This is a genomic window from Ferrovibrio terrae (genome assembly GCF_943372915.1).
GTDB classification, from domain to species: domain Bacteria; phylum Pseudomonadota; class Alphaproteobacteria; order Ferrovibrionales; family Ferrovibrionaceae; genus Ferrovibrio; species Ferrovibrio terrae_A.
The window spans coordinates 161,894-185,873 of the sequence record NZ_CALSAN010000004.1; the positions used below are offsets into that span (position 1 = coordinate 161,894).

A 23,980-nucleotide genomic window follows, 5' to 3' on the forward strand; every position below is an offset into this window, starting at 1 on the left:
AGCTCTCATTTACGCGCGATTGCTGACACTCGCCTCGGCAAAGGTCGCCATGCCGGCATGGCAGGCGACGGCAGCCTTGAGCAGCCCCAGAGCAACCGCCGCCCCCGACCCCTCACCCAATCGCATGCCAAGATCAAGCAGCGGTTTCTGATTGAGCGCCTGCAGCAGGCGACGATGCCCCGGTTCGGCTGAAACATGCCCGGCCAGGCAATGGTCGAGGCCACCCGGCGCAAGCCTGGCCAGCACGGCTGCAGCAGCGCCGACAACAAAGCCATCCAGCAGCACGGGAATGCGGCGCTGACGCGCCGCCAGCAGCGCACCGAACAGCGCGGCAAGCTCACGACCACCGACCCGGCGCAAGGCCTCCAGCGGATCGGTCAGCGACGGGCCGTGGAATGACAAAGCCGCATCGACAGTGGCAAGTTTCGCCGCGAGCGCGGCGCCGGCCACACCGGTACCGGGCCCGACCCAGCTGGCTGCATCGCCGCCATACAGCGCAGCAGCGAGTGCCGCCGCCGCTGTCGTATTACCGATGCCCATCTCGCCCAGGATGACCAGATCGGCCTGGGCGGGAACGGCCGCCACGCCGCGATTGATCGCGTCAAGCCATGCGGCATCGTCCATCGCCGGAGCCGCCGTGAAATCGGCGGTGGGGTTCTCAAGATCGAGCGCCGTAACCGACAGTGCCGCGCCATGCAGTCTGGCCAATTGGTTGATCGCAGCGCCGCCACGCTCGAAATTCGCCACCATCTGAACCGTGACCTCGGCCGGATAGGCCGAGACCCCCCGTGCCGTCACGCCGTGATTACCGGCAAAGATCAGAATGCTGACCGCGTTTAGCTGGGGGATGGCGCGCCCCTGCCAGCCGGCAAGATGCTCGATGCAGCCTTCCAGTCGCGCCAACGCACCGGCCGGCTTGGTCAGCTCTGCATCACGTTTCCTTGCCGCCGCCATCGATGCCGAATCAACCGACGGCAACTGTGCCACCGCTGCGATAATCCCTGCCCTGTCCTGAAAACCACCGGTCATGCTTCGATCACGCCTGCCAAGTTTCGCCCATGCTTCGCCTCAAGGCTGCCTGCGTGCTATAAGCCAGGACAATCCCCGCCGCAACGCAGTCATGACCGATAGCCCCCAGACCCAACAACCACGCCGCAGACACCGCTGGCTGAGCGACCTGCGTCTCGCCCTGATGCTGCTGACACGTCTGCCGCTGCCGGCGGGCCGCAGCGAGGCAGCACCTCCGTCTGGCGGTGTGGCACGCGCAGTCTGGATTTTCCCCCTGATCGGCGTGCTGGCCGGCCTCACTGGCGGTGGCGTCTTCATGATCGCCAGCAGCCTGGGGCTTGGCATATCGAGCGCCACCCTTCTGGCCATGGGCAGCCAGATCCTGCTGACCGGTGCCCTGCACGAAGACGGCCTGGCCGACATGGCCGATGGTTTCGGTGGCGGTCGCAGCCGCGAGCGCAAGCTGGAGATCATGCGCGACAGCCGGATCGGCACCTATGGCGTGATCGCACTGGTGCTGGCTCTCTGCCTGCGTTTCTCCGCCTTGCAGGAACTGGCCAGCAACCTGCTGCCGATCAGCGACGAGGTTGACGAGACGATCAGCCACAATGCCGCGATCACCGTGGCGCTGGTCGTATCTGGTACCCTGTCACGCGCCGCCATGGCCATGGCCTGGTATCTGTTGCCAGCAGCCCGCAGCGATGGCCTCGCCGCCAGCAGCGGCACGGTGCCGTTTGGCGCTGCCATGGCCGCGGTCCTGCTTGCCGTGGCCATAGCCATTCTGCTGCTGCCGGGCCTGGGCTTTGTCATCGTCTGCGCGACGGTGGCCGTTCTGACCCTTGTGGTTGCCCTGATTGCCTACTGGCAGATTCGTGGCCATACTGGCGATGTGCTGGGCGCCACGCAGCAAGTGACCGAGATCGGCGCCCTGCTGGCGATCAGCATCACGACCCTGGTGGTCTGACCTTTGCTGATCGAATGCATCGGTGATCTGGCCCGCACTGCACCGGCGGAAGCAACACTACGCATGCTGCTAAGCCGCTACACGCTTGACCGCTTTCTATTGACCAGACATATCCGGATTGAACCGGATATCATTCCGCATAGTCACCCCATTCTGACTCTCAACACCGAATTCACAGATGAGCCAGATCGATACTTAGCCGGTTTTTTGCATGAACAGATGCACTGGCATGTAAGTGGAAACGAAGCCGGCATGTACCGCGCGGTTGCCGATTTCATCGACCGCTATCCTGAAGTCCCCGTCGGTGGCGCAGAGAGTGCACATAACCGTTTCTCGGTCTATTTGCATTTTATTGTAAATTGGCTGGAGTTAGGCGCACTCGAAAGCTGCATTGGATCAACACGGACGCGAGAACTTCTCGCTACACAGCCTTACTATCGCTGGATCTACGCCACCTTACTGAAAGACGAGATCGAGATCGCAACCATCAATCGCAGACACGGCTTCGACTTGCCGAAATGAAAAAGGGCCGGGTTTCCCCGGCCCTCTCCATTCGTCGTGATGCTTCCCTTAGCCGTGCGCCAGGATGGCGAGCAGCAGAAGGGCAACGATGTTGGTGATCTTGATCAGCGGATTCACGGCCGGACCAGCCGTGTCCTTGTAGGGATCGCCGACCGTATCGCCGGTCACGGCAGCCTTATGGGCATCCGAGCCCTTGCCGCCGTGATGGCCTTCCTCGATGTACTTCTTGGCATTGTCCCACGCACCGCCGCCCGCCGTCATCGAGATGGCGACGAAGATGCCGGTGACGATCACGCCCAGCAGCATGGCGCCGACAGCAGCAAAGGCTGCAGCCTGGCCAGCAATGACGTTGATGATGAAGTACAGCACGATCGGGCTGAGCACCGGCAGCAGGCTCGGAATGATCATTTCCTTGATCGCCGCCTTGGTCAGCAGGTCGACAGCCTTGGAATAATCAGGCTTCGCCGTGCCTTCCATGATGCCCGGGATTTCCTTGAACTGCCGCCGCACTTCCACGACGACCGAACCGGCCGCGCGGCCGACCGCCGTCATGCCCATGGCGCCAAACAGATACGGCAGCAAACCGCCGATCAGCAGGCCAACCACGACATACGGGTTGCTCAGGGAGAAATCGATCGTAACGCCCTTGAAGAAATACTTCAGATCCTCGGTGTAGCAGGCAAACAGCACCAGCGAGCCGAAGCCGGCCGAACCGATGGCATAGCCCTTGGTCACGGCCTTGGTGGTATTGCCGACCGCATCGAGGGCGTCGGTGGTCTTGCGCACATCCTTGGGCAGATCCGACATTTCGGCGATGCCGCCGGCATTGTCGGTGACCGGGCCATAGGCATCGAGCGCCACCACCATGCCGGCCAGCGCCAGCATGGTCGTCACAGCAATGGCAATGCCGAACAGGCCTGCCAGCATGTAGGTGGAGATGATGCCGACCACGATGAACAGCGCCGGCAGCGCCGTTGCTTCCATCGAGACCGCGAGGCCCTGGATGACGTTGGTGCCGTGACCGGTGGTCGAGGCCTGCGCCACGCTGCGCACCGGGCGGTACTCCGTGCTGGTGTAATACTCGGTCGCCCAGACGATGGCGGCCGTGACCAGCAGGCCGATGATGCCGCACCAGAACAGGCTTGTGCCCGTGAAGGTGGCGGTACCGGCGGTCATCTTAACGTTCATGCCCAGCATGTAATCGGTGATCGGCCACAGCGCGACCGCCGACAGGATGCCGGTGACAATCAGGCCCTTGTAGAGCGCGCCCATGATGTTCTGGCTCTTGCCAAGGCGCACGAAGTAGGTGCCGATCACCGAGGTGATGATGCAGGCGCCTGCAATCACCAGCGGATAGGCCATGACCTTTGCCATCAGTGCGGCATCGGTGGCGAAGTAGATAGACGCGAGCACCATGGTGGCGACGATGGTCACCGCATAGGTCTCGAACAGATCGGCGGCCATACCGGCGCAATCGCCGACATTGTCGCCCACGTTATCGGCGATCACCGCCGGGTTGCGCGGATCATCTTCCGGGATCCCGGCTTCCACCTTGCCAACGAGGTCGGCGCCGACATCGGCGCCCTTGGTGAAGATACCGCCGCCCAGACGGGCGAAGATCGAGATCAGCGACGAGCCGAAGCCGAGTGCCACCAAGGCATCGACCATTTCACGGATCGGCGCACCCATCTTGAGCAGCACGACGTAATAGATGGCCACGCCGAGCAGCGCGAGGCCGACCACCAGCATGCCGGTGACCGCACCAGACTTGAAGGCAATGCTCAGTGCATGCTCCATGCCCTTGCGCGCGCCTTCTGCCGTGCGCACGTTGGCGCGGACAGACACGTTCATGCCGATGTAGCCAGCAGCGCCGGAAAGCACGGCACCGATGATGAAGCCGATGGCGACTTTCAGGCCGAGCGTGAAGGCAAGAATGACCGCGACCACAAGGCCGACAACGCCGATGGTGCGATACTGGCGATTGAGATAGGCGGACGCGCCTTCCTGAATGGCCGCAGCGATTTCCTGCATGCGCGCATTGCCGGCTGACTCAGCCAGCACCGAACGCGACGTCCAGATTCCGTATAACAGCGCCAACACGCCACAGGCGATGGCGAACCACAACTCCGTCATGAGCGTTTCCCTTCGTTCCTCAGATTATTTAATCGAGACTTACCCGACCGGGCAGTGCGGCCCAGGCGGGGTACTGCGACTGCTACCATTATTGGCCCCAGACTCGGTCTGGGGCAGGACGAGAGTCGTTATGCCAGAGATGCGCTTGCGGCGCAATATGGCTGATTTTTCCGCAGCTTATGCCGCAACAGCGGCCCGGCGCTTTTGCAGCATCAACCAGACGGCGGCCAGGCCGGCGATCAGGATGAACGGCAGGGCCGAAAGCGGCACGAAATCCCAGCCCCAGTGATACAGCAGTTTCCCCGAGCCCAGGGATGCCAGGGCGACCGTACCGAAGACCAGAAAGTCGTTCAGGGCCTGTGTCTTGTTGCGCTCCGATGGCCGATACACCTCGGTCAGCAACGATGTGCCGCCGATATACATGAAGTTCCAGCCGACCCCGAGGATCAGCAGGGAGGCCTGGAAATTGAGCACTGCGACGCCGTTCAGGGCCACGGCAATGCAAGCCAGGTTCAAGATCGCACCAACCACGATAATACGCAGGGCGCCAAAACGCGCGATCAGGCTGCCGGTGAAAAAGCTGGGAAAGAACATGCCGAAGACATGCCATTGGATCACCGTGGCCGCATCGGCAAAGGGATGCTCGCAGATCTGCATGGCCAGAGGCGTGGCGGTCATCAGCAGGTTCATCACCCCATAGCCGAACATGCCCGCCATTGCGGCCACCACGAAGGCTGGCTGGCGCACAATTTCAGCCAGCGGGCGGCCTGGCTCGCGCAACTCGGCGACAGTGGGCCTGGGCAGCCGGATGGTGGTCAGAATCGCGAGCACCAGGACCGGCAGCGATGCCGCAACCAGATAGGAGCCCAGGAACAGGTAAGGCGAGAGGATTTCACGCGTATGCTTCGCGATTTCCGGGCCCGCAAAAGCCGAGACCAGTCCACCAACCATGACCCAGGAAATCGCCCGGCTCTTCATTTCAGCCGGCACGACATCAGCAGCAGCAAAGCGGTAGAGCTGGGTAAACGCCACAGAAGCGCCAAACACGAAGGCGCCCAGGCAGAACAGCCAGAAATGCGCGAGATAGACGCCCAGGGCGGCAATTAGCGAGCCGCTGATACCGATCAGGCAGCCGATCATGAAACCGAACTGGCGCCCCACCCATCGCATCAGCATTGAGGCCGGAATGGTGGCGAGCGCGGTGCCGCCGACCACGAAGGTGACCGGCAGCGTTGCCAGCGCCTTGTCTTCGACCAGCAGGAAGCCGACCAGGCCGCCGAGCGTGACCTGCAACGTGGTCGCGGAATTTGCCAATGCCATACAGGTGGCAAGAATGAACACGTTCCGCCTTGCGGCGGCCGGCGACTGCGTTGTCATGGGAGACGGACCGATTCTACTTATTTCAACTGGGCAATAATATTCAGAAGCAGAACCTGCGTCACTACACCTTTGCCAAGAACTTCTTCCGTCGGGCCGCGCAGACTGTCGCGCAGCGGATACAGATCCTTGCCGGTGAAGCGTGCCGGCACCTCGAGCGGCTTGCCCTTGAGCAGCTCGCGGATATAGCGGTCCCGCAACAGATGCATCTTCTCGTTCACCATCGGCACATTGTCGGGTGGAACTTCGAGATGCAGGATCACCATCACTTCACGCGGCTTCTGCCCTTCCGGCACGACATAAACGCTGAAGGGTTCCAGCGGAATGAAGGCAGGTCGTTTGGCCGGTGCTTCAGGTGGCGGATCGGACGGATCGATCGCGGCTTCGTTCTGCGGCTTCGGGGCAAGCACCAGCAGGTACACCGCCGCCCCGCCACCAGCCAGCGACAGCAGCACGACCAGACCCAGAATGATCAGACCGACTTTACGCAAATGCCAATCTCCACCGATTCCGCCCAGTACAGGTTCGCGCAGTGTAGTCCATTCCGGCCTTACGATCTGCCGAAATGCTGGAATCCGCCATGCTCCAAGGCCACCGGAGCGCCCGCCTTGTCCTGCAGGATCACGCCCTGCCCCGCCACCATCCGGCCAATCCGCGTGATGGCCAGACCGCTAGATTGCGACAGGGCTGCCAAGGCCGGCTGCTGCAGGGGGGACGCGGTGAACAATAACTCGTAATCATCCCCGCCACTGAGAACGGCCGATAAAAGCATTGGATCGTCCTGAACAGCCTGCCGCGTCGCCAACGACAGTGGCACGGCATCAGCCGTGATTATCGCTTGAAGACCCGATGCAGCGGCAATATGTCCCGCATCCTGTACCAGGCCATCCGAAACATCCATTGCGGCATGGGCGATCCCGCGCAATCCCTGACCGAAGGCCAGGCGTGGGGTCGGCAGATGCAGCCGGGAGTCGAAAAACATCATGGCTGCAGATGAAAACAGCCGGTGATTCAGCTTGGTTTCAAGCCCAAGCGCGGCATCGCCGATACTGCCGGTCACATACAGATCGTCGCCGGCCTGTGCAGCTGAACGGCGCAGCATGGTGCCAGATGGCAGGCTGCCAAAGGCCGTGACGCCAAGCGTCAGCCCGGATGGAACGCGCACCGTATCGCCGCCGTATAGCGGAAAACCGAAGGCCGTTTGATCCTGCTGCAGCCCGCTGCAAAACCGCTGCAGCCAGTCCTCATCCGGCACCGCCGGCAGACCCAGGATCAGCTGGTAGCCGATGGGCCTGGCGCCCTTGGCGGCGAGATCGGACAGGTTTACCCGCAGCAGCTTGCGGGCAATGCGCTCCGGTCCGTCCTTGGCCAGGAAATGCACGCTCTCGATCATGGCATCGGTGGTGACCACCAGATCGTCGCCAGGCGGCACCGGAATGACAGCCGCATCATCTGCCAGATTGAACGCGCCTGGCGCAGCAGCAGACAGGGGCGCGAGATACCGCGCGATCAGGTCGAACTCGCCGAGGCCCGTCTGCCCGGGCATGGCAGCCTCAGGCCGCGAATTCGCCGGGGCGCAGCTTGCGCGCCACCGCATCGATCACACCATTGGCCAGCTTGATTTCGCGCGGGCCAAAAAAAGCACGGATGATACCGAGATATTCGTCAATGACCGTGGTGGCCGGCACATCGATGCGGGCAATGATTTCATATGCAGAGCAGCGCAGTGCATAGCGCAGGATCGCTTCCATGCGATCAAGCGCATCGACACGCGGCATGGCATCCTTTATGACACGGTCGATCTCGGCCTGCTGCCGCGCTACGCCCCGCACGATCTCGGCAAACCAGTCGGCATCCGCCTCACGCATCTGCACACCCTCGATTTCCTCGGACTGCCGATGGGTGCGGAAATCGGCAATCACCGCTTCGGGATTGCCGCCGCCAAACTCGATTTCGTAGAGGGCCTGCACCGCGAACAGGCGCGCGACCGACCGCCGTCCGGCTGGTCGATCATTGCGTGTTCCCCGGCGCTGCCCTCCCTCACTCATATCGAAAACAGCTGTTTCAGACCGATCATGGCAACCGCAGCCAGAGCCGCCTGCCCGCCCTTGTCCTGGCGGTCCTTGCGGGCACGGTCCCAGGCCTGGGCGTCATTCTCAACGGTGATGATGCCGTTGCCGATGCAAAGCTGATGGTCGATCGCAAGCTGCTGCAGGCCGCGAGCGCTTTCGTTCACGACGACATCGAAATGCGCCGTCTCGCCGCGGATCACGCAACCCAGGGCGACAAAGCCGTCATAGGCCTTCTCACCCTTGCGGTTCATGGCAAACCGGATGGCTGCCGGAATCTCGAGCGCGCCCGGCACATCGATCCGGTCATAATCGAAATCCGAAGCCTCGATAATCGCCTTGGCGCCTTCGAACAGCGCATCGGCGATGTCCTCATAGAACCGCGCCTCGACAATCAGCACCCGCGGCTTGCGGATTTCGATCGCAAGATCGCGCGACATCTGGGTCTCATGGCTCGAGAACCGCTGTGTCTTACTCGCCTTTTTCTTCGCCGCCGGCTTTTTGCCGGCTGGCTTCCCCTTGCGCGCCACCATGTGTCAGCTCTCCCTACGAACCTTGATCGGACGGGTCTCGACTACCGAGAGGCCATAACCCTCCAGGCCGACGATGGTGCGCTCGACATTCGACAGAACGATCATGTCTTTCACCCCCAGATCGATCAGGATCTGTGCCCCGATGCCATAATCCCGGAGATGCGCTGACTTTTCAACCGCTTCGCCCAGCTTCTGCCGCACGTTGTCGGACAGGGCCGTGGCCCTGGGTTCACGGATCAGCACCACCACGCCGCGTCCCGCCTCGCCAATCATCTGCATGGCACCATGCAATACCCCTGACCGGGCACCATGATCGCCCAGCACGTCTTCCAGCACATTCATGGCGTGCATGCGCACCATCACGGGCTTGCCGTCGGTGACATCACCCTTCACAAGGGCGATATGCTCGGCATATTCGACGCGGTTGCGGAACACCACCATGCGGAATTTACCGCCCCAGACACTGTCGATCTCGCCCTCGACCACCTTCTGGATCAGGTTGTCATGACGGCGGCGATAGGCGATCAGGTCGGCAATGGTGCCGATCTTGAGATTATGCAGCTGCGCGAATGTCACCAGATCGGGCAGCCGGGCCATGGTGCCGTCGTCGTTCATGATCTCGCAGATCACGCCAGAGGGATTAAGCCCGGCCAGGCGCGCGATATCCACGCCGGCTTCGGTATGGCCGGCGCGCACCAGCGTGCCCCCATCGCGGGCCATCAGAGGGAAGATATGGCCCGGCACTGCGATATCCTGCGGGCCCTTCGTCGGGTCGATCGCCACCGCCACGGTCTGGGCCCGGTCGGCCGCCGAGATACCGGTGGTGACGCCTTCACGCGCCTCGATGGAAACCGTGAATGCCGTCTGATGCCGCGAAGCATTGTGCTGGGCCATCAGCGGCAGGCCGAGCTGCTCGATACGCTGTCGGGTCAGGGTCAGGCAGATCAGGCCACGGCCATATTTGGCCATGAAATTGATTGCGGCTGCATCGGCTCGTTCAGCCGGAATATAGAGATCGCCCTCGTTCTCGCGGTCTTCCTCGTCGACCAGGATCACCATGCGGCCCTGGCGGGCCTCTTCGATGATCTCCTCGGCGGAGGCGATGTAGCGCTTGATATCGTCCATGCTGTTCACGACGGCTTGCTCCATTGCTGCAGTCGCGCCACGTAACGCGCCAGCACGTCGATTTCCAGATTGACCCGGTCGCCGGCCTTGAGCTTGCCGAGCGTGGTGACCTGCTGGGTATGCGGGATCAGGTTGACGCCAAACACAGTTCCATCGACGCCGTTCACCGTCAGCGAAGCGCCATCGATAGTGACAGAGCCTTTTTCGGCGATGTAGCCAGCAAGAGCTTCGGGAGCGCGAAAATCGATCCGCAGCGACTCGCCTTCAATGCGGGTCGCGACCACCTCGCCCACGCCATCGACATGGCCAGACACGATATGGCCGCCAAGCTCGTCACCGACTTTGAGGCTGCGTTCCAGATTGATGGTGGAGCCTTCCTTCCACCCCCCCAGCATGCTGCGCGACAGGGTCTCGGCCGAAACATCGACGGCGAACCAGTCGGCGCCCTTCTGCACAACGGTCAAGCAGACACCGGCACAGGCGATCGATGTGCCGATGGCAATACTGGCGGTGTCGTAGCTGGTGCGGATGCGGAAATGGGTGTCGCCGCGGGTCTCGCGGGCAACGACCGTGCCGATATCAGTGATAATGCCTGTGAACATAGGGGTAGTTTTAATTGGGGCGGACGAAGGTTTCCAGCAGGTCGTCGCCGAGAATATCGGCCCGGACCCGCTGCCAGCGCGGTGCTTCCGCTACGGTATCGATGCCAAAAGCGGCAATTCCCGGTAATCCGTCGCCGCCGATCACGCTGGGCGCCCGGAACCAGATCATGCGATCCACCAGGTCGGCCCGGACCAGGCTGGCGGCCAGTTTGCCGCCACCTTCGACCAGCACCCGGGTCAGACCGCGCTTTGCCAGCTGGGCAAAGGCCTGTAGCAGATCGGGAAAACCGGCTTCATCGGCCTCCACGGCAATGATCTCGACGCCGCAATCGGCAAAAGCTTCGCGGCGGATCGGGTCGACATCATCGCGGGTGATGATCCAGGTCGGTGCGGTTTTCGCCGTGGCCACCACCTTGGATGTGAGGCTGAGTCGCAGGCGACCATCCAGAATGATCCGAACGGCGGGGCGCTTGGGCAGGCCCGGCAGGCGGCAGGTCAGATCCGGATCGTCCTGCAGGGCGGTATTGCTGCCCACCATCACGGCATCGTGCTGGGCGCGCAGCAGATGCGCGCGCATGCGCGCCACCGGACTGGTGATCCACTTGCTGTCGCCGGAATGTGTGCCAATACGGCCATCCAGGCTGACCGCCAGTTTCAGGGTAATGGCCGGGCGGTTGCGTTCCCGGCTGAGCAGGAAACCGTTGTTCACCTCTGCCGCTGCATTCGCAAGACAGCCATCGACGACGTCGATACCAGCATCGCGCAGCAGCTCAAACCCCTTGCCGGAGACGCGGGCATCGGGGTCTTCCATGGCGGCAACGCAGCGCGCGATGCCCGCCGCGATCAGCGCCTCGGCACACGGCGGTGTGCGCCCGTGGTGACTGCAGGGTTCGAGCGTGACATAGGCTGTGGCGCCACGGGCGGCATCGCCGGCCTGCTGCAGCGCCATGGTCTCCGCATGGGGCCGGCCTCCGACCTGTGTCCAGCCACGACCGACGATGCGCCCATCCTTGACGATCACGCAGCCGACTGCCGGATTGGGCCAGGTATTGCCCAGCCCACGCGCCGCCAACCCGAGCGCGATGCGCATGTAGCGCTCGTCCCGGGCGGCAGCGGCCTTGTCAGTCATCGTCGCTGCCGGTGCCGCTCAGCGAACCGATGAACTCTTCGAAGTCCTTGGCCTCGCGGAAATTGCGATAGACCGAGGCGAAGCGCACATAGGCCACCTTGTCGAGCGCAGCCAGGCCATCCATCACCAGCTCGCCAATGGAATCCGACTTGATCTCGCTCTCGCCCGAGCTTTCCAGGCGGCGCACGATGCCGTTGATCAGGCGCTCGATACGCTCTGGGTCAATCGGCCGCTTGCGCGTGGCGATCATGATCGAGCGCGCAAGTTTGTCGCGATCAAACGGCGCCTTGAGGCCGTTCTTCTTGAGCACGGTCAACTCGCGCAGCTGAATACGTTCGAACGTGGTGAAACGTGCACCACAATTGGGACAGAAGCGCCGGCGGCGGATCGCCGAGTTATCCTCGGTCGGCCGCGAATCCTTTACCTGGGTGTCGTCATTGCCGCAGAACGGACAACGCATTGTCGGTTTTCCCCCGCCTTATGATTATGTACTCAGAGCTGCGGATAGATCGGGAAGCGATTGCACAGCGCCACCACTTTTTCGGCCACAGCCCGTTCCACGTCGGAATTGTCGTTGGTCTGCTTGGCAATACCATCCAGCACATCGGCGATCAGGCCGCCGATCTGCCGAAATTCGGCCACGCCGAAGCCGCGTGTCGTGCCGGCCGGGCTGCCCAGGCGCACGCCAGACGTCACAGTCGGCTTTTCGGTATCGAACGGCACGCCATTCTTGTTGGTGGTGATGCGCGCCCGCTCCAGGCTCTCGACGCAGACATTACCCTTCAGGCCCTTGGAGCGCAGATCGACCAGCATCAGGTGATTGTCGGTGCCGCCGGAGACAAGGTCGTAGCCGCGCTCCTGCAGCGCCGCCGCCATCGCCTTGGCATTGTCGACCACGGCCTGGGCATAGGAGCGGAATTCCGGTGTCAGTGCTTCACCAAAGGCCACGGCCTTGCCGGCGATCACATGCATCAGCGGGCCGCCCTGCAGGCCGGGGAAGACGGCCGAGTTGATCTTCTTGGCCAGCGCCTCGTCATTGGTCAGCACCATGCCACCGCGCGGACCACGCAGCGTCTTGTGCGTGGTGGTGGTGGCGATATGGGCATGCGGGAACGGGCTCGGATGCACGCCGCCGGCAACCAGGCCGGCGAAATGCGCCATGTCGACCATGAACAGCGCGCCGATGCTGTCGGCAATCGCGCGGAAACGGGCAAAGTCCCAGAAGCGCGGATAGGCCGAGCCGCCGGCGATGATCAGCTTCGGCTTATGCTGCTCGGCCAGCTTGGCAACCTGGTCCATGTCGATGCGCTGATCGTCCTGGCGCACGGTATAGGGCACCACGTTGAACCACTTGCCCGACTGGTTGGCGGGCGAGCCATGGGTGAGATGGCCGCCGGCCGCAAGATCGAGCCCCATGAAGGTATCGCCCGGCTTCAGCACGGCCATGAACACCGCCTGGTTGGCCTGTGCGCCGGAATGCGGCTGAACATTGGCGAAACCACAGCCGAAGATGGTCTTGGCGCGTTCGATCGCCAGCGTCTCGGCGACATCGACGAATTCGCAGCCGTTGTAGTAACGCTTGCCCGGATAGCCTTCGGCATACTTGTTGGTCATCACCGAGCCCTGCGCTTCCAGTACGGCGCGGCTGACGATGTTTTCCGAGGCGATCAGTTCGATCTGATGCTGCTGACGATCCAGTTCCTTGGTGATCGAGGCAAAGATTTCCGGATCGGCCTGGGCGAGCGTGCGCTCGAAAAAGCCGGCATGGGTGACGGTGGGCTTGGCGGCGGGGCTGGACATCGGAGAACTCCTGGGCGTCTGAATGCGGTCAGGCCGGCTGGCCAAGCTTGGCGACGCGGCCGCTGTGGCGGCCACCGGCAAAGGGGGTTTCGAGGAAGGCCTTGAGGCAGTCCCGTGCTGTCTCGACGCCGATCAGGCGGGCGCCCAAGGCCAGCACATTGGCATCATTATGCTCGCGGCACAGGCGGGCGCTTGTGATGTCATGCACCAGCGCCGCGCGGCACCCGGGAATGCGGTTGGCGGCAATCGAGATGCCGATACCGGTGCCGCAGACGGCAACGCCGCGGGCGGCCTTTCCAGCGGCGACGGTTTCCGCCAGCTTGCGGCCGAAATCGGGGTAATCCACGCTGTCGGAGGAATTGGTACCGAGGTCGAGGACATCATAGCCCTGGGCCTTAAGCTCATCGCGCAGCAGGTTTTTCAACTCAAAACCAGCGTGATCGGCAGCGAGAGCAACCGTGGGCTTGGACATCGGCGGAGCACCTCGGGGAAAGACGGGCGGACCCTACAATATCCGGTGGCAGGTGCCAACCCTACCAACAAGGGAAATGCTCAGAGGGCTTGGAATACGCCCGCCCGACCAAGAGAACAAAAAGCGAAAACTGTGGCCAAAAAGATAAGGGCCCGGCGTCTGCAGCCGGGCCCTCCTCACCAACCCCTGAGGGGGATCAGTTCACATAGTCATAAGCGCCGTTCTTCCAGACATAGACCTTGTAGGCCGGCGAGGTGGTGTCGCCCTTGGCGTCGAAGGAGATTTCGTTCAGCACGGTCTTGAACTTGCCCCTGCGCATCACCTTCTCGACATCGGCCGTCTTGATCGACTTGGCCTCTGTCGCCGCCTGCACCCAGACCTGCACAGCCGCATAGGTGTACAGCGTGTAACCTTCCGGGTCGTAGCCCTGGGCCTTGAACTTATCGACCAGCGGCTTGGCCACCGGATTCTTGCGCGGATCGGCGTCAAAGGTCATCAGCGAACCTTCGCCGGCCGGGCCTGAAATCGCCCAGAACTGCTTGTCGACCAGAGCATCGCCACCCATCAGCGGGGCATTGAGGCCCTGCTCCTTGGCCTGGCGCACGATCAGGCCGCCTTCGGGATGGTAGCCACCGAGATAGATCAGGTCGATGCCGGCCTGCTTCATCTTCGAGACCAGCGCCGAATAATCCTTCTCGCCGGCAGTCACGGCTTCGAACATGGTCTCGGTCACGCCCTTGGAATTCAGGCGCTTCTTGGTTTCTTCGGCCAGACCCTGACCATACGGGGTCTTGTCGTGCACGATCGCGATCTTCTTGCCCTTGAACTTGTCGAGAATGTAATCGCCGGCAACGATGCCCTGCTGGTCATCGCGACCGCAGACACGGAACACGTTCTTGTAACCGCGCTCGGTATAGCGCGGGTTGGTCGAGGCCGGGGTGATCTGCAGGATGTTTTCTTCCTTGTAGACATCCGAGGCCGGGATCGACGAGCCCGAGCAGAAGTGGCCGAACACCACGGCGACCTTTTCCTGTACAGCGCGATTGGCAACCGCCACCGCCTGCTTCGGGTCACACTGATCGTCACCGATGACCAGTTGCAGCTTCTGGCCATTGACGCCGCCGGCGGCATTGATGTCGGCGATCGCCATTTCGGCGCCACGCTTCATCTGCTCGCCAAAGCTGGCAAGCTGGCCGGTGATCGGGCCATTAAGGGCGACTTTAATCTGGGCCGAAGCGGCACCGGCAAACAGCCCGAGCGACGCGATAACGGCCAAACCAGTCGTAAGTTTACGCATGATTTCTTCTCCCTGTTTTGAATACGCTGACGAAAAGTCTAGTGCAGTCCGCCGGGGCTCGGCAACAACCTAAGGTGTTTCTTGTTTATCGCGCCAGCCGAGCAGGCTGGAGCGTTCGTAGAGCCATGGATACTGGTGAACCATCATATCGACCCGGGTGAGCCGGAACCCGAAACTGGCCAGGGCCCAGACCACAACAACCGAAACCAGATAGGGAATCACGGCCAGCAACTGCTCCTTGAATAAAGCAAAGGCGAGAAAGCGGTTCGTCGCCGCCAGGATCAGGCTGTAGGGCAAAATCTGCCAATACGGGCGCCAGGTTCCGGCGATCGCCTGCCCCATCAGGAAGGCACAGCCGCCAACCAGCACCACCGTGAGGCCGAGGAATACCCAGATACTCTCGCCCAGGATGGCCTGCATCAGTGCCCGCCTTCCAGATACGCCGCGCGGATCTGCTCGTTGGCCAGCAGCTCGGCTCCGCTGCCGCTCATGGTGATGCGGCCATTGACCAGCACATAGCCGCGATGCGCTAATTTCAGCGCATGATAGGCATTCTGCTCGACCAGCAGCACGGTAACGCCATCGGTGCGGTTGATTTCTTCAATGATCGAAAAGATCTGCTTCACCACCAGCGGGGCGAGACCAAGCGAGGGCTCATCCAGCAGCAGCAGTTTCGGCCGGCTCATCAGGGCCCGGGCAATCGCCAGCATCTGCTGCTCGCCGCCCGATAAAGTACCACCACGCTGCTCGCTGCGTTCCTTCAGGCGCGGAAACAGGCCATACACGCGTTCAAGGTCACTATCGAAATGGGCCGGGTCGCAGGCCACCGCGCCCATGCGCAGATTTTCCAGAACCGTCATGCGCGGGAAAATGCGGCGGCCTTCCGGCGCATGCGCCAGGCCGCGCCGCACCAGAGTGTGGGTCGGACTGCCGGTGATATCGGTACCGCCCAGTTTCACCTGTCCATGGCGCGGCTTGGGATGGCCGCAGATGCTCATCAGCAGCGTCGACTTGCCGGCTCCGTTGGCACCGATCAGGGCGACGATTTCGCCCTTGCCGACCTCGATATCGACGCCCTTCAAAGCATGCACGGCGCCGTAGTAGGTGTGCAGACCGCTGACAGAGAGCATCAGGCGGCGCCTTTCGCCACAGCGGAGTCTTCCGGCTCGCCGAGATAGGCTGCGATCACCTTCGGGTCGTTGCGCACGGCATCGGGCGAACCATCGGCAATCTTCCTGCCGTAATCGAGCACCACGATGTGATCGGAGATTTCCATCACCACGCTCATGTCATGCTCGATCAGCAGCACACCGCATTTGTGCTCATCACGGATGAAGCGCAGCAAGGCGTTCAGATCGGCAGATTCACGTGGGTTGAGGCCCGCGGCCGGCTCATCGAGGCAGAGCAGCACCGGCTCGGTGCACATGGCGCGCGCGATCTCCAGCCGGCGCTGGCCGCCATAGGGCAGGCTGCCGGCTGTCTCGTCGGCCATATCCAGCAGGCTGGTGCGATCAAGCCAATACCGCGCGCGCTCAACCGCATCGGCCTCGGCCTTGCGATACCCCGGCAAGCCAAGCAGGCCAAACAATGTGTAGCCAGAGGCCCGCATCAGCTTGTTGTGCTGGGCAACAATCAGGTTCTCCAGCACGGTCATCTTGGGGAACAGGCGGATATTCTGGAAAGTCCGGGCCACTCGGGCCTTGGCGGCAATGTCATTGCCCGGCATGCGCTCCAGCAGATAAGGCGTGCCATTGTTGTTCAGCGTCAGGCGGCCGACGGTGGGCTTGTAGAAGCCGGCAATGCAGTTGAACACCGTGGTCTTGCCTGCGCCGTTCGGACCGATCACCGCGGTAATCTGGTTCGGCATCGCATTGAAGGACACATCGTTGACGGCGATCAGGCCGCCGAACCGCATGGTCAGGTGTTCGACCTTCAGAAGCGGCATCGTCATGATGTCCCCTTCCCTGCAGCAGCATTCAGCCGAATGGTGGGTTCGCGATGGGCCAGCAGGCCCTGCGGTCGCCAGACCATGATCAGCACCATCGCCGCGCCGAAGGCCAGCATGCGGAACAGCGCGAACTCACGCGCCACTTCCGGCAGCAGGGTCAGGAAGGCTGCCGCCAGCACGATGCCGGCCTGGCTGCCCATGCCGCCCAGTACGACGATGGCGAGGATGACGGCCGATTCAATGAAGCTGAAGCTCTCCGGGCTGATGAAGCCCTGGCGCGTGGCAAAGAAGCTGCCGGCAAACCCGCCGAACATGGCGCCGATGGCAAAAGCCGTCAGCTTGGTGTTGGTCGGGTTGATGCCGAGCGCGGTGCAGGCGATCTCGTCCTCACGCAGGGCTTCCCAGGCACGACCGACCGGCAGCTTGCGGATGCGCATGGTGAAGATATTGGTGATCAGCGCCAGAGCCAGGATCACGTAGTAGAGGAAGATGATGCGATGAATCGAGGCGAATTCCAGGCCGAACAGCTGATGGAATGAGGTTGTGCCATCCGGCGGGTCGTTGCTGAACGGAAAACCGAAGAATGACGGCCGCTGGATGCCCGAGATGCCGGCAGGGCCTCCGGTGACCGGCTGCCAGTTGAGCAGGATCACACGGATGATCTCGCCGAAACCGAGCGTGACAATGGCCAGATAGTCGCCGCGCAGACGCAGCACCGGAAAACCGAGAATAACACCGAAAGTGGCGGCAAACAGTCCCGCCAGTGGCAGGGCAGCCCAGAAACCAAAGCCGAAATGCATCGACAGCAGAGCGTAGGTGTAGGCACCCACTGCATAGAAGGCGACATAACCGAGATCAAGCAGGCCCGCGAGGCCGACAACAATGTTCAGCCCCCAGCCCAACATCACGTAGATCAGAACAACGGTGGCGAGATCGACCACGGTGCGGCTGGCAAACGGCAGCATCGGCAGGATCAGGGCAAAGCCGATCAACACCGGCATCAGCCATTTGTCGGCCTTGCGACCCAGATCGCTGAGCAGTTCCTTCCGATCAGAGCCGGCCTGGCTGTCCTGCTCACGGCGATTGCGATTCCAGTCGAACGCGATCCGCATGCCAAGACGGCCGAGGAAAACGGCTACAGCCGCATAGGCAATATAATCGAAACGCGTCTTGATCCCGAGCGGACCGCCGGTATCGACGGTCTCGAAGCCGATCAGCGGCAGAGCCAGCAGCGCTGCCACGCCAGCGGCCAGGAATGCATCGCGCAGACGTTCGGCCGCCGTCATCTCACACCTTCTCGACTTCCGGGCGGCCCAGCAGGCCGGTCGGACGGAAAATCAGCACGACGACGAGAATGCCGAAGACGGCAACATCCTTGTACTCGATGCTGAAATAGGCCGACCAGAAGGCCTCGATCAGGCCAATCAGCAAGCCGCCCAGCATGGCGCCGGGCAGGCTGCCGATGCCGCCCAGCACTGCGGCGGTGAAGGCCTTCAGGCCAGCCAGGAAGCCGATGTAGAAATCCACCACGCCGTAATACAGCGTCACCATCACACCGGCGACAGCAGCCAGAACGGCGCCAATCACAAAGGTCAGCGAGATGGTGCGGTCTGTGTTGACGCCCAGCAGGGCTGCCATGGTGCGGTCCTGCTCGCAGGCGCGCTGGGCACGCCCCAGCGGTGTTGCCGAGATCAGATACGAAAACCCGAGCATCAGCAGCAGCGTCATCACCATGATGATGATCTGCAGGTAGGACAGCGTGACCGAGAAGGTTTCGCCTTTCACCAGCTCGATGCCGCCGCGAATCATGGGCTGCAGCGGCTTGATCTTGGCACCCTGGGCGATCTGCACGTAATTCTGCAGGAAGATCGACATGCCGATGGCCGAGATCAGCGGCGCCAGCCGGAACGAGCCACGCAAAGGTCGATAGGCGATCCGCTCGACGGTCCAGCCATACAAGCCGGTGATCAGCATGGAAACGATCAATACGATCAGCAGTGATAGCGGTACCCAGGTAATGCCAGTGACGCCCAGGATGGAAAAGGTGATCACGGCGATGAAGGCGCCGATCATGTAAATTTCGCCATGCGCGAAATTGATCATCCCGATAATGCCATAGACCATCGTGTAACCGATGGCGATCAGCGCGTAGACCGCGCCCAGCGTCAGGCCATTGATCAACTGCTGTAGGAAATACTCCATTCGCCCCCGTTATCGCCCGACTAGTCGCTGCGCTGCTTGTTCAGCACATAGCGGAGCTTTTGCACCGCCAACCGTCCGAGTTCGTCCCTGGACAGGCGTGGATCCCCGACCATGGACACTTCTTTCCCGGTGTCCGGATCGATCGCAATCACCTGCAACGCCGCACCGTAGCGGCGAAACTCGACGATCGCTTCCCAGTCCTCGTCATCGCTCCCTGTCGCGTCTGACATGAATCGTCTGTAACACTCCTTCACAAGCTGGCTCAAGGGTTAAACCGGTTTTGCACAGGGCCGGACGTCTTGCTGCGCAACAGATGCCGGACGGGAAATTTAATTGCCGGCTGCTCTGTGCGCTTGCCCATTCCATCATAATATTTTATATATAAAATAAATCTCAGAAAAGATTCACCGGGTGCATCAGATGCAGAGTCTCAACCCCGCCGAATGGGCCAAGCCGAAGGGCTATGCCAATGGTGTTGCCGCCGAAGGCCGCCTGGTCTTCGTGGCCGGCCAGATCGGCTGGACAGCCGAGGCACAATTCGAAAGCGATGACCTCGTCGACCAGACGCGCCAGGCCCTGCGCAACATCGTGCGCGTGCTGGCCGAAGCCGGTGGCCGGCCGGAGCATATCGTGCGGCTGACCTGGTATGTGGTCGACAAGCGCGATTACATGGCGCGCAATGCCGATCTCGGCAAAGCCTATCGCGATATTCTGGGCAAGCATTTCCCAGCCATGACTCTGGTGCAGGTTGCCGCCCTGCTGGAAGACCGCGCCAAGGTCGAGATCGAGGCAACCGCGGTTATTCCGCCAACCACCTGATCGCGCGCGCTTTAATTTCCCGTCCCGAACCGGAACCAGCTCCATACCTTAACGTTTGGTTCATGACCCCACTTGCGGCGGTCATTCTCCTGAAAGGAGATGAGCCATGCGTGAATTGTTGCTGATTCTCGGCGCAGCCTGCATAGCCAGTCTGCCTTTCGTGGCCTTCAACGAATGGGTCCACACGGCCCCGCGGCAAGAGGCCGGCATTCTGTGGGGCGATGACCTCCGCCAATCCCATCCCAGCTACACCACGCCCAGGCTGATGGCTACCAGCACCACTGTGGAGCGACGCTGATGCGCACCCTGCCCGTACTTGTCAGCCTTGTTCTGTTTGGCTGGGCCACTGCAGGCCTGGCACAGCAAGCCCCCAAACAGGAGGAACCGGCACCGCGCCAGCCACGCCCTGCCGTTCCCGGGCCCAATGCCGTGCCTGGCATGCCGCTCGGCGAGAAAGACAAGACCCCTGATTTTTCCGTCGAGCAAAACATGCCGCAGCTGAGCAGCGATCAGGTTGCAGCCGTCGGCGCCAAGCTGCGCAATGAAGCCGGTGATACCCTGGGTACGATCGAGAACATCGTCCTCGACCGTGACGGCCGGGTGGTTGCCCTGGTGATCGGCATCGACAAGCTGCTCGGCCTGGCCGAGGACCGTGTCGAAATCAACTGGAAACAGGTCCGCTTCGAACGCAAGGATGCGGTGGTCAGTTTCATCACGCAGCTCAGCAAGGATGAATTGCGTGACCAGGCGAAATTCACCGCGCCAAAGCGCCAGCCGGGCTGACGCAGTTTCAGCCCAGATCGCGGATCATCCGGATGATACCCGAGTAATCCAGCGCACCGTTGCCGTTATCGACATATTCAGCATAGAGCGCTGTGGCCTCCGAGCCCAGCGGGGTCTGCACCTTGGCGGAACGCGCGGCTTCCTGCGACAGCTTCAGATCCTTCAGCATCAGTTCGGCCGCAAAGCCCGGCTTGTAGTCGCGATTGGCCGCCGACGTGGGCACCGGACCCGGCACCGGGCAGTGATTCATCAGCGCCCAGCAGGAGCCCGATGAACTGCCAACAATGTCAAACATCGCCTGCGCCGAGAGGCCCAGCTTCTCAGCCATCACGAAAGCTTCGGAGATGCCGATCATGGTGATTCCCAACACCATGTTATTGCAGACCTTGGCGGCCTGACCGTTCCCGGCGCCGCCGGCATGGACGATCTTCTTGCCCATGGCTTCCAGAATCGGCTTGGCCTTGGCAAACGCTGCGTCGCTGCCGCCGACCATGAAGGTCAATGCGGCATTCTCGGCACCGGCGATGCCACCGGAAACCGGCGCATCCAGCATCAACATGCCCTTGGCGTCGGCAGCGGCAATCGTTTCACGCGCCGTCTTCACATCGATGGTCGAGCTGTCGATGAACAGGGTCCCGGGTTTGGCGGCCGCAAGAATCCCTTTTTCACCCGTGTAAACGCTGTTCACGTGCTTGCCGGCCGGCAGCATGGTGATGACGGCATCGACATCGCGGGCGGCATCGGCGGCGGTGGCAGCCTTGGTGCCGCCAGCCTCAACCACCTTCTGCACCAGTTCCGGCATGAGGTCGAAGGCTTTTACCGTATGGCCGGCTTTCAGCAGATTGCGCGCCATCGGACCGCCCATATTGCCGACGCCGATAAAGCCGATATTTGCCATGGTCGTTTCTCCCGCTTGTTCTGTTTATTCAGTCGAATTGCAATTCGCCGTCCTGAACCGGCATGAAATACTTCTCAATCTCGGCGTCGGAGACGTCCTCCAGCCGCGCCGGTTGCCACTTCGGCTTGTGGTCCTTGTCAATGATCACCGCGCGCACGCCTTCATAGAAATCATGGCCAAGTGCGACATGGTTGCAGATGCGCCACTCCAGCCTCATGCAGTCGCGCAGCGACAGGCTGCGGCCACGCCGGAGCTGTGCGAAGGTGAGCTTGACCGAAGTGGGCGACTTGCTGCGAATGATGCCCATCTGCTCGATGGAGAACGGGCTCGGGTCGGTTTCCAATGCGGTCATGATGGCGGCGACGCTGTCGCCGGCAAAGCGGCGGTCAATTTCAGCTTTGCGCTCAGCCAGCGGCGATGCCCCGGCATCGCTGGTGAACCCCGCCACGACAGCGTCGATCGCAGCCTTGTCTGCCGGCGCAGCTGCAATCAGCGCCTGCTCCAGGGCCGGCATTTTTTCACGCGGCACGAAATGCGTGGCGACACCGGCTGTGAGGATATCGGCGCCTTTCAGTCGCGCACCGGTCAGACCAAGAAAAGTGCCCAACTCTCCCGGGCAGCGCGGCAGGAAATAGGTGCCGCCCACATCGGGGAACAGGCCGATACCGGTTTCCGGCATGGCGAAATGGGCAAACTCGCTGATGATGCGATGGCTGCCATGCACCGAAAGTCCTACGCCGCCGCCCATGAAGATGCCGTCGATCAGCGCAATGAAAGGCTTCGGATACTCACCGATCAGGGTATTGCAGCGGTATTCGTCATACCAGAAGGACTTGCGGTAACTGACACCCTCGGGGCCGCGATCGGCCAGCTTGCGGATATCGCCGCCGGCGCAGAAGGCCTTCTCGCCCGAGCCCTTGATGATCACCGCTTTGACGGCCGGATCGGTCGCCCAGCTGCGCAGATGCTTTTCCAGTGGCAGACACATGTCATGTGTCAAAGCATTCAGGGCCTGGGGGCGGTTCAGTTGGATAATGGCGACGCCGTTATCGACGGAAAACAGAATGTCGTTGCTCACTGCAAACTCCGGAAATGACTCAATCGTGGAATGAACCCGACATCAGGGCGCGCGAGATGATCACGCGCATGATCTCGTTGGTGCCTTCGAGGATCTGGTGCACCCGCGCATCACGCAGGTAGCGCTCGATCGGATAGTCCTTCAGATACCCGTAGCCGCCATGCAGCTGCAAAGCATCATTGCAGATGGCAAAGCCGGCATCGGTGGCAAACCGCTTGGCCATCGCGCAATACATCGTGGCCTCGGGGCTCTTGGCATCCAGCATGGCGGCGGCCTGGCGGATCATCAGCCGCGCTGCGGCCAGGTCGGTTGCCATATCGGCGAGCTTGAACTGGGTTGCCTGGAAACTGCCGATGGCATTGCCGAACTGCTTGCGACTGGAGACATATTCGCGTGCCGCTGTCAGGCAGGCCTTGGCCGCACCCAGCGAACAGGCGCCGATGTTGATACGGCCGCCATCCAGCCCAGCCATAGCGATGCGGAAGCCCTCGCCCTCTTCACCGATCCGGTTGGCCTTGGGCACCTTGCAATCATCGAAGATCACCATGGCGGTCGGTTGGCTGTTCCAGCCCAGCTTGCGTTCCTGCGCGCCGAAAGACAGTCCGGGCGCGCCCTTCTCCACCACCAGGCAGGTCACGCCGCGCGCGCCGGCCTCGCCAGTTCGCACCATGCAGACATAGACATCCGAACGTCCGCCGCCTGAAATAAAAGCCTTGGTGCCATTCAGCACATAATGATCGCCGGCATCCGCTGCCCTGGTCTGCAAGGCCGCCGCATCGGAACCTGCATTGGGCTCGGTCAGGCAATAGGAGGCGAAGCGCTGCATGCTGCACAGGTCTGGCAACAAGCGCTGGCGCTGCTCGTCATTGCCGAAGCGGTCGATCATCCAGGCCGCCATATTGTGGATCGAGATATAGGCGGCCGTGGATGTGCAGCCAGCCGCCAGCTCTTCGAAGATGATTGCGGCATCAAGGCGGCTGAGGCCCGAACCGCCGACTGCGTCAGAGACATAAATGCCCCCAAAGCCTAGGGCCGCAGCCTCGCGCAACTCATCTTCCGGAAAGTGTTTTTTCTCATCCCATGCTGCGGCATTCGGCTGCATCCGATCCAGCGCGAAGCGACGCGCTGTCTCCTGAATGGCCCGCTGATCATCGGATAACTCGAACAGCATCGGATTTTCTCCCTTAAAGCGGGTCTTAATCGCCCGCTTGTCGGCAGTCA

28 protein-coding genes are annotated in these 23,980 nt (G+C 61.9%); 5 read left to right on the forward strand and 23 right to left on the reverse strand.

Annotated features, from left to right (window positions below; translation table 11 throughout):
• Positions 1–9 precede the first annotated feature (9 nt).
• Positions 10–1,029 carry a nicotinate-nucleotide--dimethylbenzimidazole phosphoribosyltransferase gene (gene cobT / locus AAG821_RS04585; protein WP_341910455.1) on the reverse strand — a complete coding sequence of 340 codons (1,020 nt, stop codon included), beginning with the start codon at positions 1,027–1,029 and terminating at the stop codon, positions 10–12.
• A 91-nt stretch (positions 1,030–1,120) separates the two neighbouring features.
• On the opposite strand from cobT, the gene cobS reads away from it, so the two are divergent.
• Both cobS and AAG821_RS04595 read left to right on the forward strand, forming a co-directional pair.
• Positions 1,121–1,972 (forward strand): adenosylcobinamide-GDP ribazoletransferase, encoded by an 852-nt coding sequence (cobS, locus tag AAG821_RS04590; protein ID WP_341910454.1) that lies wholly within the window; start codon positions 1,121–1,123, stop codon positions 1,970–1,972.
• A gap of 3 nt (positions 1,973–1,975) precedes the next feature.
• The gene (locus AAG821_RS04595; RefSeq protein ID WP_341910453.1) at positions 1,976–2,494 is read left to right on the forward strand and encodes a hypothetical protein; all 519 of its coding nucleotides are present in this window, start codon (positions 1,976–1,978) and stop codon (positions 2,492–2,494) included.
• 48 nt (positions 2,495–2,542) lie between these two features.
• On the opposite strand, the gene AAG821_RS04600 is transcribed toward AAG821_RS04595, so the two are convergent.
• From AAG821_RS04600 to AAG821_RS04690, 19 genes are all read right to left on the reverse strand, one after another.
• A complete protein-coding gene (locus AAG821_RS04600; RefSeq protein ID WP_341910452.1) occupies positions 2,543–4,627 on the reverse strand; it encodes a sodium-translocating pyrophosphatase in 2,085 nt (694 codons plus the stop codon).
• A 177-nt stretch (positions 4,628–4,804) separates the two neighbouring features.
• On the reverse strand, positions 4,805–5,947 hold the full coding sequence (locus AAG821_RS04605; RefSeq protein ID WP_341910451.1) for an MFS transporter: 1,143 nt from the start codon (positions 5,945–5,947) through the stop codon (positions 4,805–4,807).
• A gap of 77 nt (positions 5,948–6,024) precedes the next feature.
• Positions 6,025–6,495: a hypothetical protein gene (locus AAG821_RS04610; protein WP_341910450.1), complete on the reverse strand. Its 471-nt coding sequence runs from the start codon at positions 6,493–6,495 to the stop codon at positions 6,025–6,027.
• 59 nt (positions 6,496–6,554) lie between these two features.
• Complete coding sequence (thiL, locus tag AAG821_RS04615; protein WP_341910449.1) at positions 6,555–7,550, reverse strand: thiamine-phosphate kinase; 996 nt, start codon at positions 7,548–7,550, stop codon at positions 6,555–6,557.
• Between the two features lie 7 nt (positions 7,551–7,557).
• Positions 7,558–8,052, reverse strand: a complete 495-nt coding sequence (gene nusB / locus AAG821_RS04620; protein ID WP_341910448.1) for a transcription antitermination factor NusB — start codon at positions 8,050–8,052, stop codon at positions 7,558–7,560.
• Entirely contained in the window at positions 8,049–8,513 is a 465-nt protein-coding gene (locus AAG821_RS04625) for a 6,7-dimethyl-8-ribityllumazine synthase (protein ID WP_341910447.1), read from the reverse strand. The genes nusB and AAG821_RS04625 overlap by 4 nt, the downstream gene beginning before the upstream one ends.
• Positions 8,514–8,609: 96 nt before the next feature.
• Positions 8,610–9,755, reverse strand: coding sequence for a 3,4-dihydroxy-2-butanone-4-phosphate synthase (gene ribB, locus AAG821_RS04630; RefSeq protein ID WP_341910446.1), 1,146 nt, complete (start codon positions 9,753–9,755; stop codon positions 8,610–8,612).
• Positions 9,737–10,333: a riboflavin synthase gene (locus tag AAG821_RS04635; protein ID WP_341910445.1), complete on the reverse strand. Its 597-nt coding sequence runs from the start codon at positions 10,331–10,333 to the stop codon at positions 9,737–9,739. The genes ribB and AAG821_RS04635 overlap by 19 nt, the downstream gene beginning before the upstream one ends.
• A 10-nt stretch (positions 10,334–10,343) precedes the next feature.
• Positions 10,344–11,462 (reverse strand): bifunctional diaminohydroxyphosphoribosylaminopyrimidine deaminase/5-amino-6-(5-phosphoribosylamino)uracil reductase RibD, encoded by a 1,119-nt coding sequence (ribD, locus tag AAG821_RS04640; protein WP_341910444.1) that lies wholly within the window; start codon positions 11,460–11,462, stop codon positions 10,344–10,346.
• Positions 11,455–11,922, reverse strand: a complete 468-nt coding sequence (nrdR, locus tag AAG821_RS04645) for a transcriptional regulator NrdR (protein WP_341898529.1) — start codon at positions 11,920–11,922, stop codon at positions 11,455–11,457. Before nrdR ends, ribD begins: the two co-directional genes overlap by 8 nt.
• Positions 11,923–11,954: 32 nt before the next feature.
• Positions 11,955–13,262 (reverse strand): serine hydroxymethyltransferase, encoded by a 1,308-nt coding sequence (gene glyA, locus AAG821_RS04650; protein ID WP_341910443.1) that lies wholly within the window; start codon positions 13,260–13,262, stop codon positions 11,955–11,957.
• A gap of 28 nt (positions 13,263–13,290) precedes the next feature.
• Positions 13,291–13,734 carry a ribose 5-phosphate isomerase B gene (gene rpiB, locus AAG821_RS04655; RefSeq protein WP_341910442.1) on the reverse strand — a complete coding sequence of 148 codons (444 nt, stop codon included), beginning with the start codon at positions 13,732–13,734 and terminating at the stop codon, positions 13,291–13,293.
• A gap of 196 nt (positions 13,735–13,930) precedes the next feature.
• Positions 13,931–15,031, reverse strand: coding sequence for a branched-chain amino acid ABC transporter substrate-binding protein (locus tag AAG821_RS04660; RefSeq protein WP_341910441.1), 1,101 nt, complete (start codon positions 15,029–15,031; stop codon positions 13,931–13,933).
• 69 nt (positions 15,032–15,100) lie between these two features.
• Positions 15,101–15,451 carry a DUF6867 family protein gene (locus tag AAG821_RS04665; RefSeq protein ID WP_341910440.1) on the reverse strand — a complete coding sequence of 117 codons (351 nt, stop codon included), beginning with the start codon at positions 15,449–15,451 and terminating at the stop codon, positions 15,101–15,103.
• Entirely contained in the window at positions 15,451–16,161 is a 711-nt protein-coding gene (locus AAG821_RS04670; RefSeq protein ID WP_341910439.1) for an ABC transporter ATP-binding protein, read from the reverse strand. Before AAG821_RS04670 ends, AAG821_RS04665 begins: the two co-directional genes overlap by 1 nt.
• The gene (locus AAG821_RS04675; RefSeq protein WP_341910438.1) at positions 16,161–16,982 is read right to left on the reverse strand and encodes an ATP-binding cassette domain-containing protein; all 822 of its coding nucleotides are present in this window, start codon (positions 16,980–16,982) and stop codon (positions 16,161–16,163) included. Before AAG821_RS04675 ends, AAG821_RS04670 begins: the two co-directional genes overlap by 1 nt.
• Positions 16,979–18,265: a high-affinity branched-chain amino acid ABC transporter permease LivM gene (livM, locus tag AAG821_RS04680; RefSeq protein WP_341910437.1), complete on the reverse strand. Its 1,287-nt coding sequence runs from the start codon at positions 18,263–18,265 to the stop codon at positions 16,979–16,981. The genes AAG821_RS04675 and livM overlap by 4 nt, the downstream gene beginning before the upstream one ends.
• A 1-nt stretch (position 18,266) precedes the next feature.
• The gene (locus AAG821_RS04685; RefSeq protein WP_341910436.1) at positions 18,267–19,181 is read right to left on the reverse strand and encodes a branched-chain amino acid ABC transporter permease LivH; all 915 of its coding nucleotides are present in this window, start codon (positions 19,179–19,181) and stop codon (positions 18,267–18,269) included.
• 20 nt (positions 19,182–19,201) lie between these two features.
• On the reverse strand, positions 19,202–19,411 hold the full coding sequence (locus AAG821_RS04690) for a hypothetical protein (protein WP_341910435.1): 210 nt from the start codon (positions 19,409–19,411) through the stop codon (positions 19,202–19,204).
• Positions 19,412–19,601: 190 nt separating this feature from the next.
• Between AAG821_RS04690 and AAG821_RS04695 the strand changes: the two genes are divergently transcribed.
• The 3 genes from AAG821_RS04695 (at position 19,602) to AAG821_RS04705 (ending at position 20,783) form a co-directional block, all read left to right on the forward strand.
• Positions 19,602–20,000, forward strand: coding sequence for a RidA family protein (locus tag AAG821_RS04695; RefSeq protein ID WP_341910434.1), 399 nt, complete (start codon positions 19,602–19,604; stop codon positions 19,998–20,000).
• Positions 20,001–20,106: 106 nt separating this feature from the next.
• A complete protein-coding gene (locus AAG821_RS04700; RefSeq protein ID WP_341910433.1) occupies positions 20,107–20,298 on the forward strand; it encodes a hypothetical protein in 192 nt (63 codons plus the stop codon).
• Complete coding sequence (locus AAG821_RS04705; protein WP_341910432.1) at positions 20,298–20,783, forward strand: PRC-barrel domain-containing protein; 486 nt, start codon at positions 20,298–20,300, stop codon at positions 20,781–20,783. Before AAG821_RS04700 ends, AAG821_RS04705 begins: the two co-directional genes overlap by 1 nt.
• Positions 20,784–20,790: 7 nt before the next feature.
• Here AAG821_RS04705 and mmsB read toward each other — a convergent pair whose 3' ends face one another.
• Genes mmsB through AAG821_RS04720 form a run of 3 tightly spaced genes read right to left on the reverse strand, consistent with a single transcriptional unit; the run spans position 20,791 to position 23,930 of the window.
• Complete coding sequence (gene mmsB, locus AAG821_RS04710; RefSeq protein ID WP_341910431.1) at positions 20,791–21,681, reverse strand: 3-hydroxyisobutyrate dehydrogenase; 891 nt, start codon at positions 21,679–21,681, stop codon at positions 20,791–20,793.
• A 28-nt stretch (positions 21,682–21,709) separates the two neighbouring features.
• Positions 21,710–22,759, reverse strand: coding sequence for an enoyl-CoA hydratase/isomerase family protein (locus tag AAG821_RS04715; RefSeq protein ID WP_341910430.1), 1,050 nt, complete (start codon positions 22,757–22,759; stop codon positions 21,710–21,712).
• Between the two features lie 19 nt (positions 22,760–22,778).
• On the reverse strand, positions 22,779–23,930 hold the full coding sequence (locus AAG821_RS04720; protein WP_341910429.1) for an isobutyryl-CoA dehydrogenase: 1,152 nt from the start codon (positions 23,928–23,930) through the stop codon (positions 22,779–22,781).
• Between the last annotated feature and the right edge of the window lie 50 nt (positions 23,931–23,980).

Coding starts and splice junctions, on each gene's coding strand:
- AAG821_RS04635 (WP_341910445.1), bottom strand. CDS start 10,333: ATGTTCACAGGCATTATCACTGATATCGGCACGGTCGTTGCCCGCGAG.
- AAG821_RS04660 (WP_341910441.1), bottom strand. CDS start 15,031: ATGCGTAAACTTACGACTGGTTTGGCCGTTATCGCGTCGCTCGGGCTG.
- ribB (WP_341910446.1), bottom strand. CDS start 9,755: ATGGAGCAAGCCGTCGTGAACAGCATGGACGATATCAAGCGCTACATC.
- AAG821_RS04705 (WP_341910432.1), top strand. CDS start 20,298: ATGCGCACCCTGCCCGTACTTGTCAGCCTTGTTCTGTTTGGCTGGGCC.
- AAG821_RS04625 (WP_341910447.1), bottom strand. CDS start 8,513: ATGTCGCGCGATCTTGCGATCGAAATCCGCAAGCCGCGGGTGCTGATT.
- nusB (WP_341910448.1), bottom strand. CDS start 8,052: ATGAGTGAGGGAGGGCAGCGCCGGGGAACACGCAATGATCGACCAGCC.
- cobT (WP_341910455.1), bottom strand. CDS start 1,029: ATGACCGGTGGTTTTCAGGACAGGGCAGGGATTATCGCAGCGGTGGCA.
- ribD (WP_341910444.1), bottom strand. CDS start 11,462: ATGACTGACAAGGCCGCTGCCGCCCGGGACGAGCGCTACATGCGCATC.
- rpiB (WP_341910442.1), bottom strand. CDS start 13,734: ATGTCCAAGCCCACGGTTGCTCTCGCTGCCGATCACGCTGGTTTTGAG.
- AAG821_RS04700 (WP_341910433.1), top strand. CDS start 20,107: ATGCGTGAATTGTTGCTGATTCTCGGCGCAGCCTGCATAGCCAGTCTG.
- livM (WP_341910437.1), bottom strand. CDS start 18,265: ATGACGGCGGCCGAACGTCTGCGCGATGCATTCCTGGCCGCTGGCGTG.
- AAG821_RS04665 (WP_341910440.1), bottom strand. CDS start 15,451: ATGCAGGCCATCCTGGGCGAGAGTATCTGGGTATTCCTCGGCCTCACG.
- mmsB (WP_341910431.1), bottom strand. CDS start 21,681: ATGGCAAATATCGGCTTTATCGGCGTCGGCAATATGGGCGGTCCGATG.
- AAG821_RS04690 (WP_341910435.1), bottom strand. CDS start 19,411: ATGTCAGACGCGACAGGGAGCGATGACGAGGACTGGGAAGCGATCGTC.
- AAG821_RS04600 (WP_341910452.1), bottom strand. CDS start 4,627: ATGACGGAGTTGTGGTTCGCCATCGCCTGTGGCGTGTTGGCGCTGTTA.
- nrdR (WP_341898529.1), bottom strand. CDS start 11,922: ATGCGTTGTCCGTTCTGCGGCAATGACGACACCCAGGTAAAGGATTCG.
- thiL (WP_341910449.1), bottom strand. CDS start 7,550: ATGCCCGGGCAGACGGGCCTCGGCGAGTTCGACCTGATCGCGCGGTAT.
- AAG821_RS04675 (WP_341910438.1), bottom strand. CDS start 16,982: ATGACGATGCCGCTTCTGAAGGTCGAACACCTGACCATGCGGTTCGGC.
- glyA (WP_341910443.1), bottom strand. CDS start 13,262: ATGTCCAGCCCCGCCGCCAAGCCCACCGTCACCCATGCCGGCTTTTTC.
- AAG821_RS04695 (WP_341910434.1), top strand. CDS start 19,602: ATGCAGAGTCTCAACCCCGCCGAATGGGCCAAGCCGAAGGGCTATGCC.
- AAG821_RS04605 (WP_341910451.1), bottom strand. CDS start 5,947: ATGGCATTGGCAAATTCCGCGACCACGTTGCAGGTCACGCTCGGCGGC.
- AAG821_RS04685 (WP_341910436.1), bottom strand. CDS start 19,181: ATGGAGTATTTCCTACAGCAGTTGATCAATGGCCTGACGCTGGGCGCG.
- AAG821_RS04670 (WP_341910439.1), bottom strand. CDS start 16,161: ATGCTCTCTGTCAGCGGTCTGCACACCTACTACGGCGCCGTGCATGCT.
- AAG821_RS04720 (WP_341910429.1), bottom strand. CDS start 23,930: ATGCTGTTCGAGTTATCCGATGATCAGCGGGCCATTCAGGAGACAGCG.
- cobS (WP_341910454.1), top strand. CDS start 1,121: ATGACCGATAGCCCCCAGACCCAACAACCACGCCGCAGACACCGCTGG.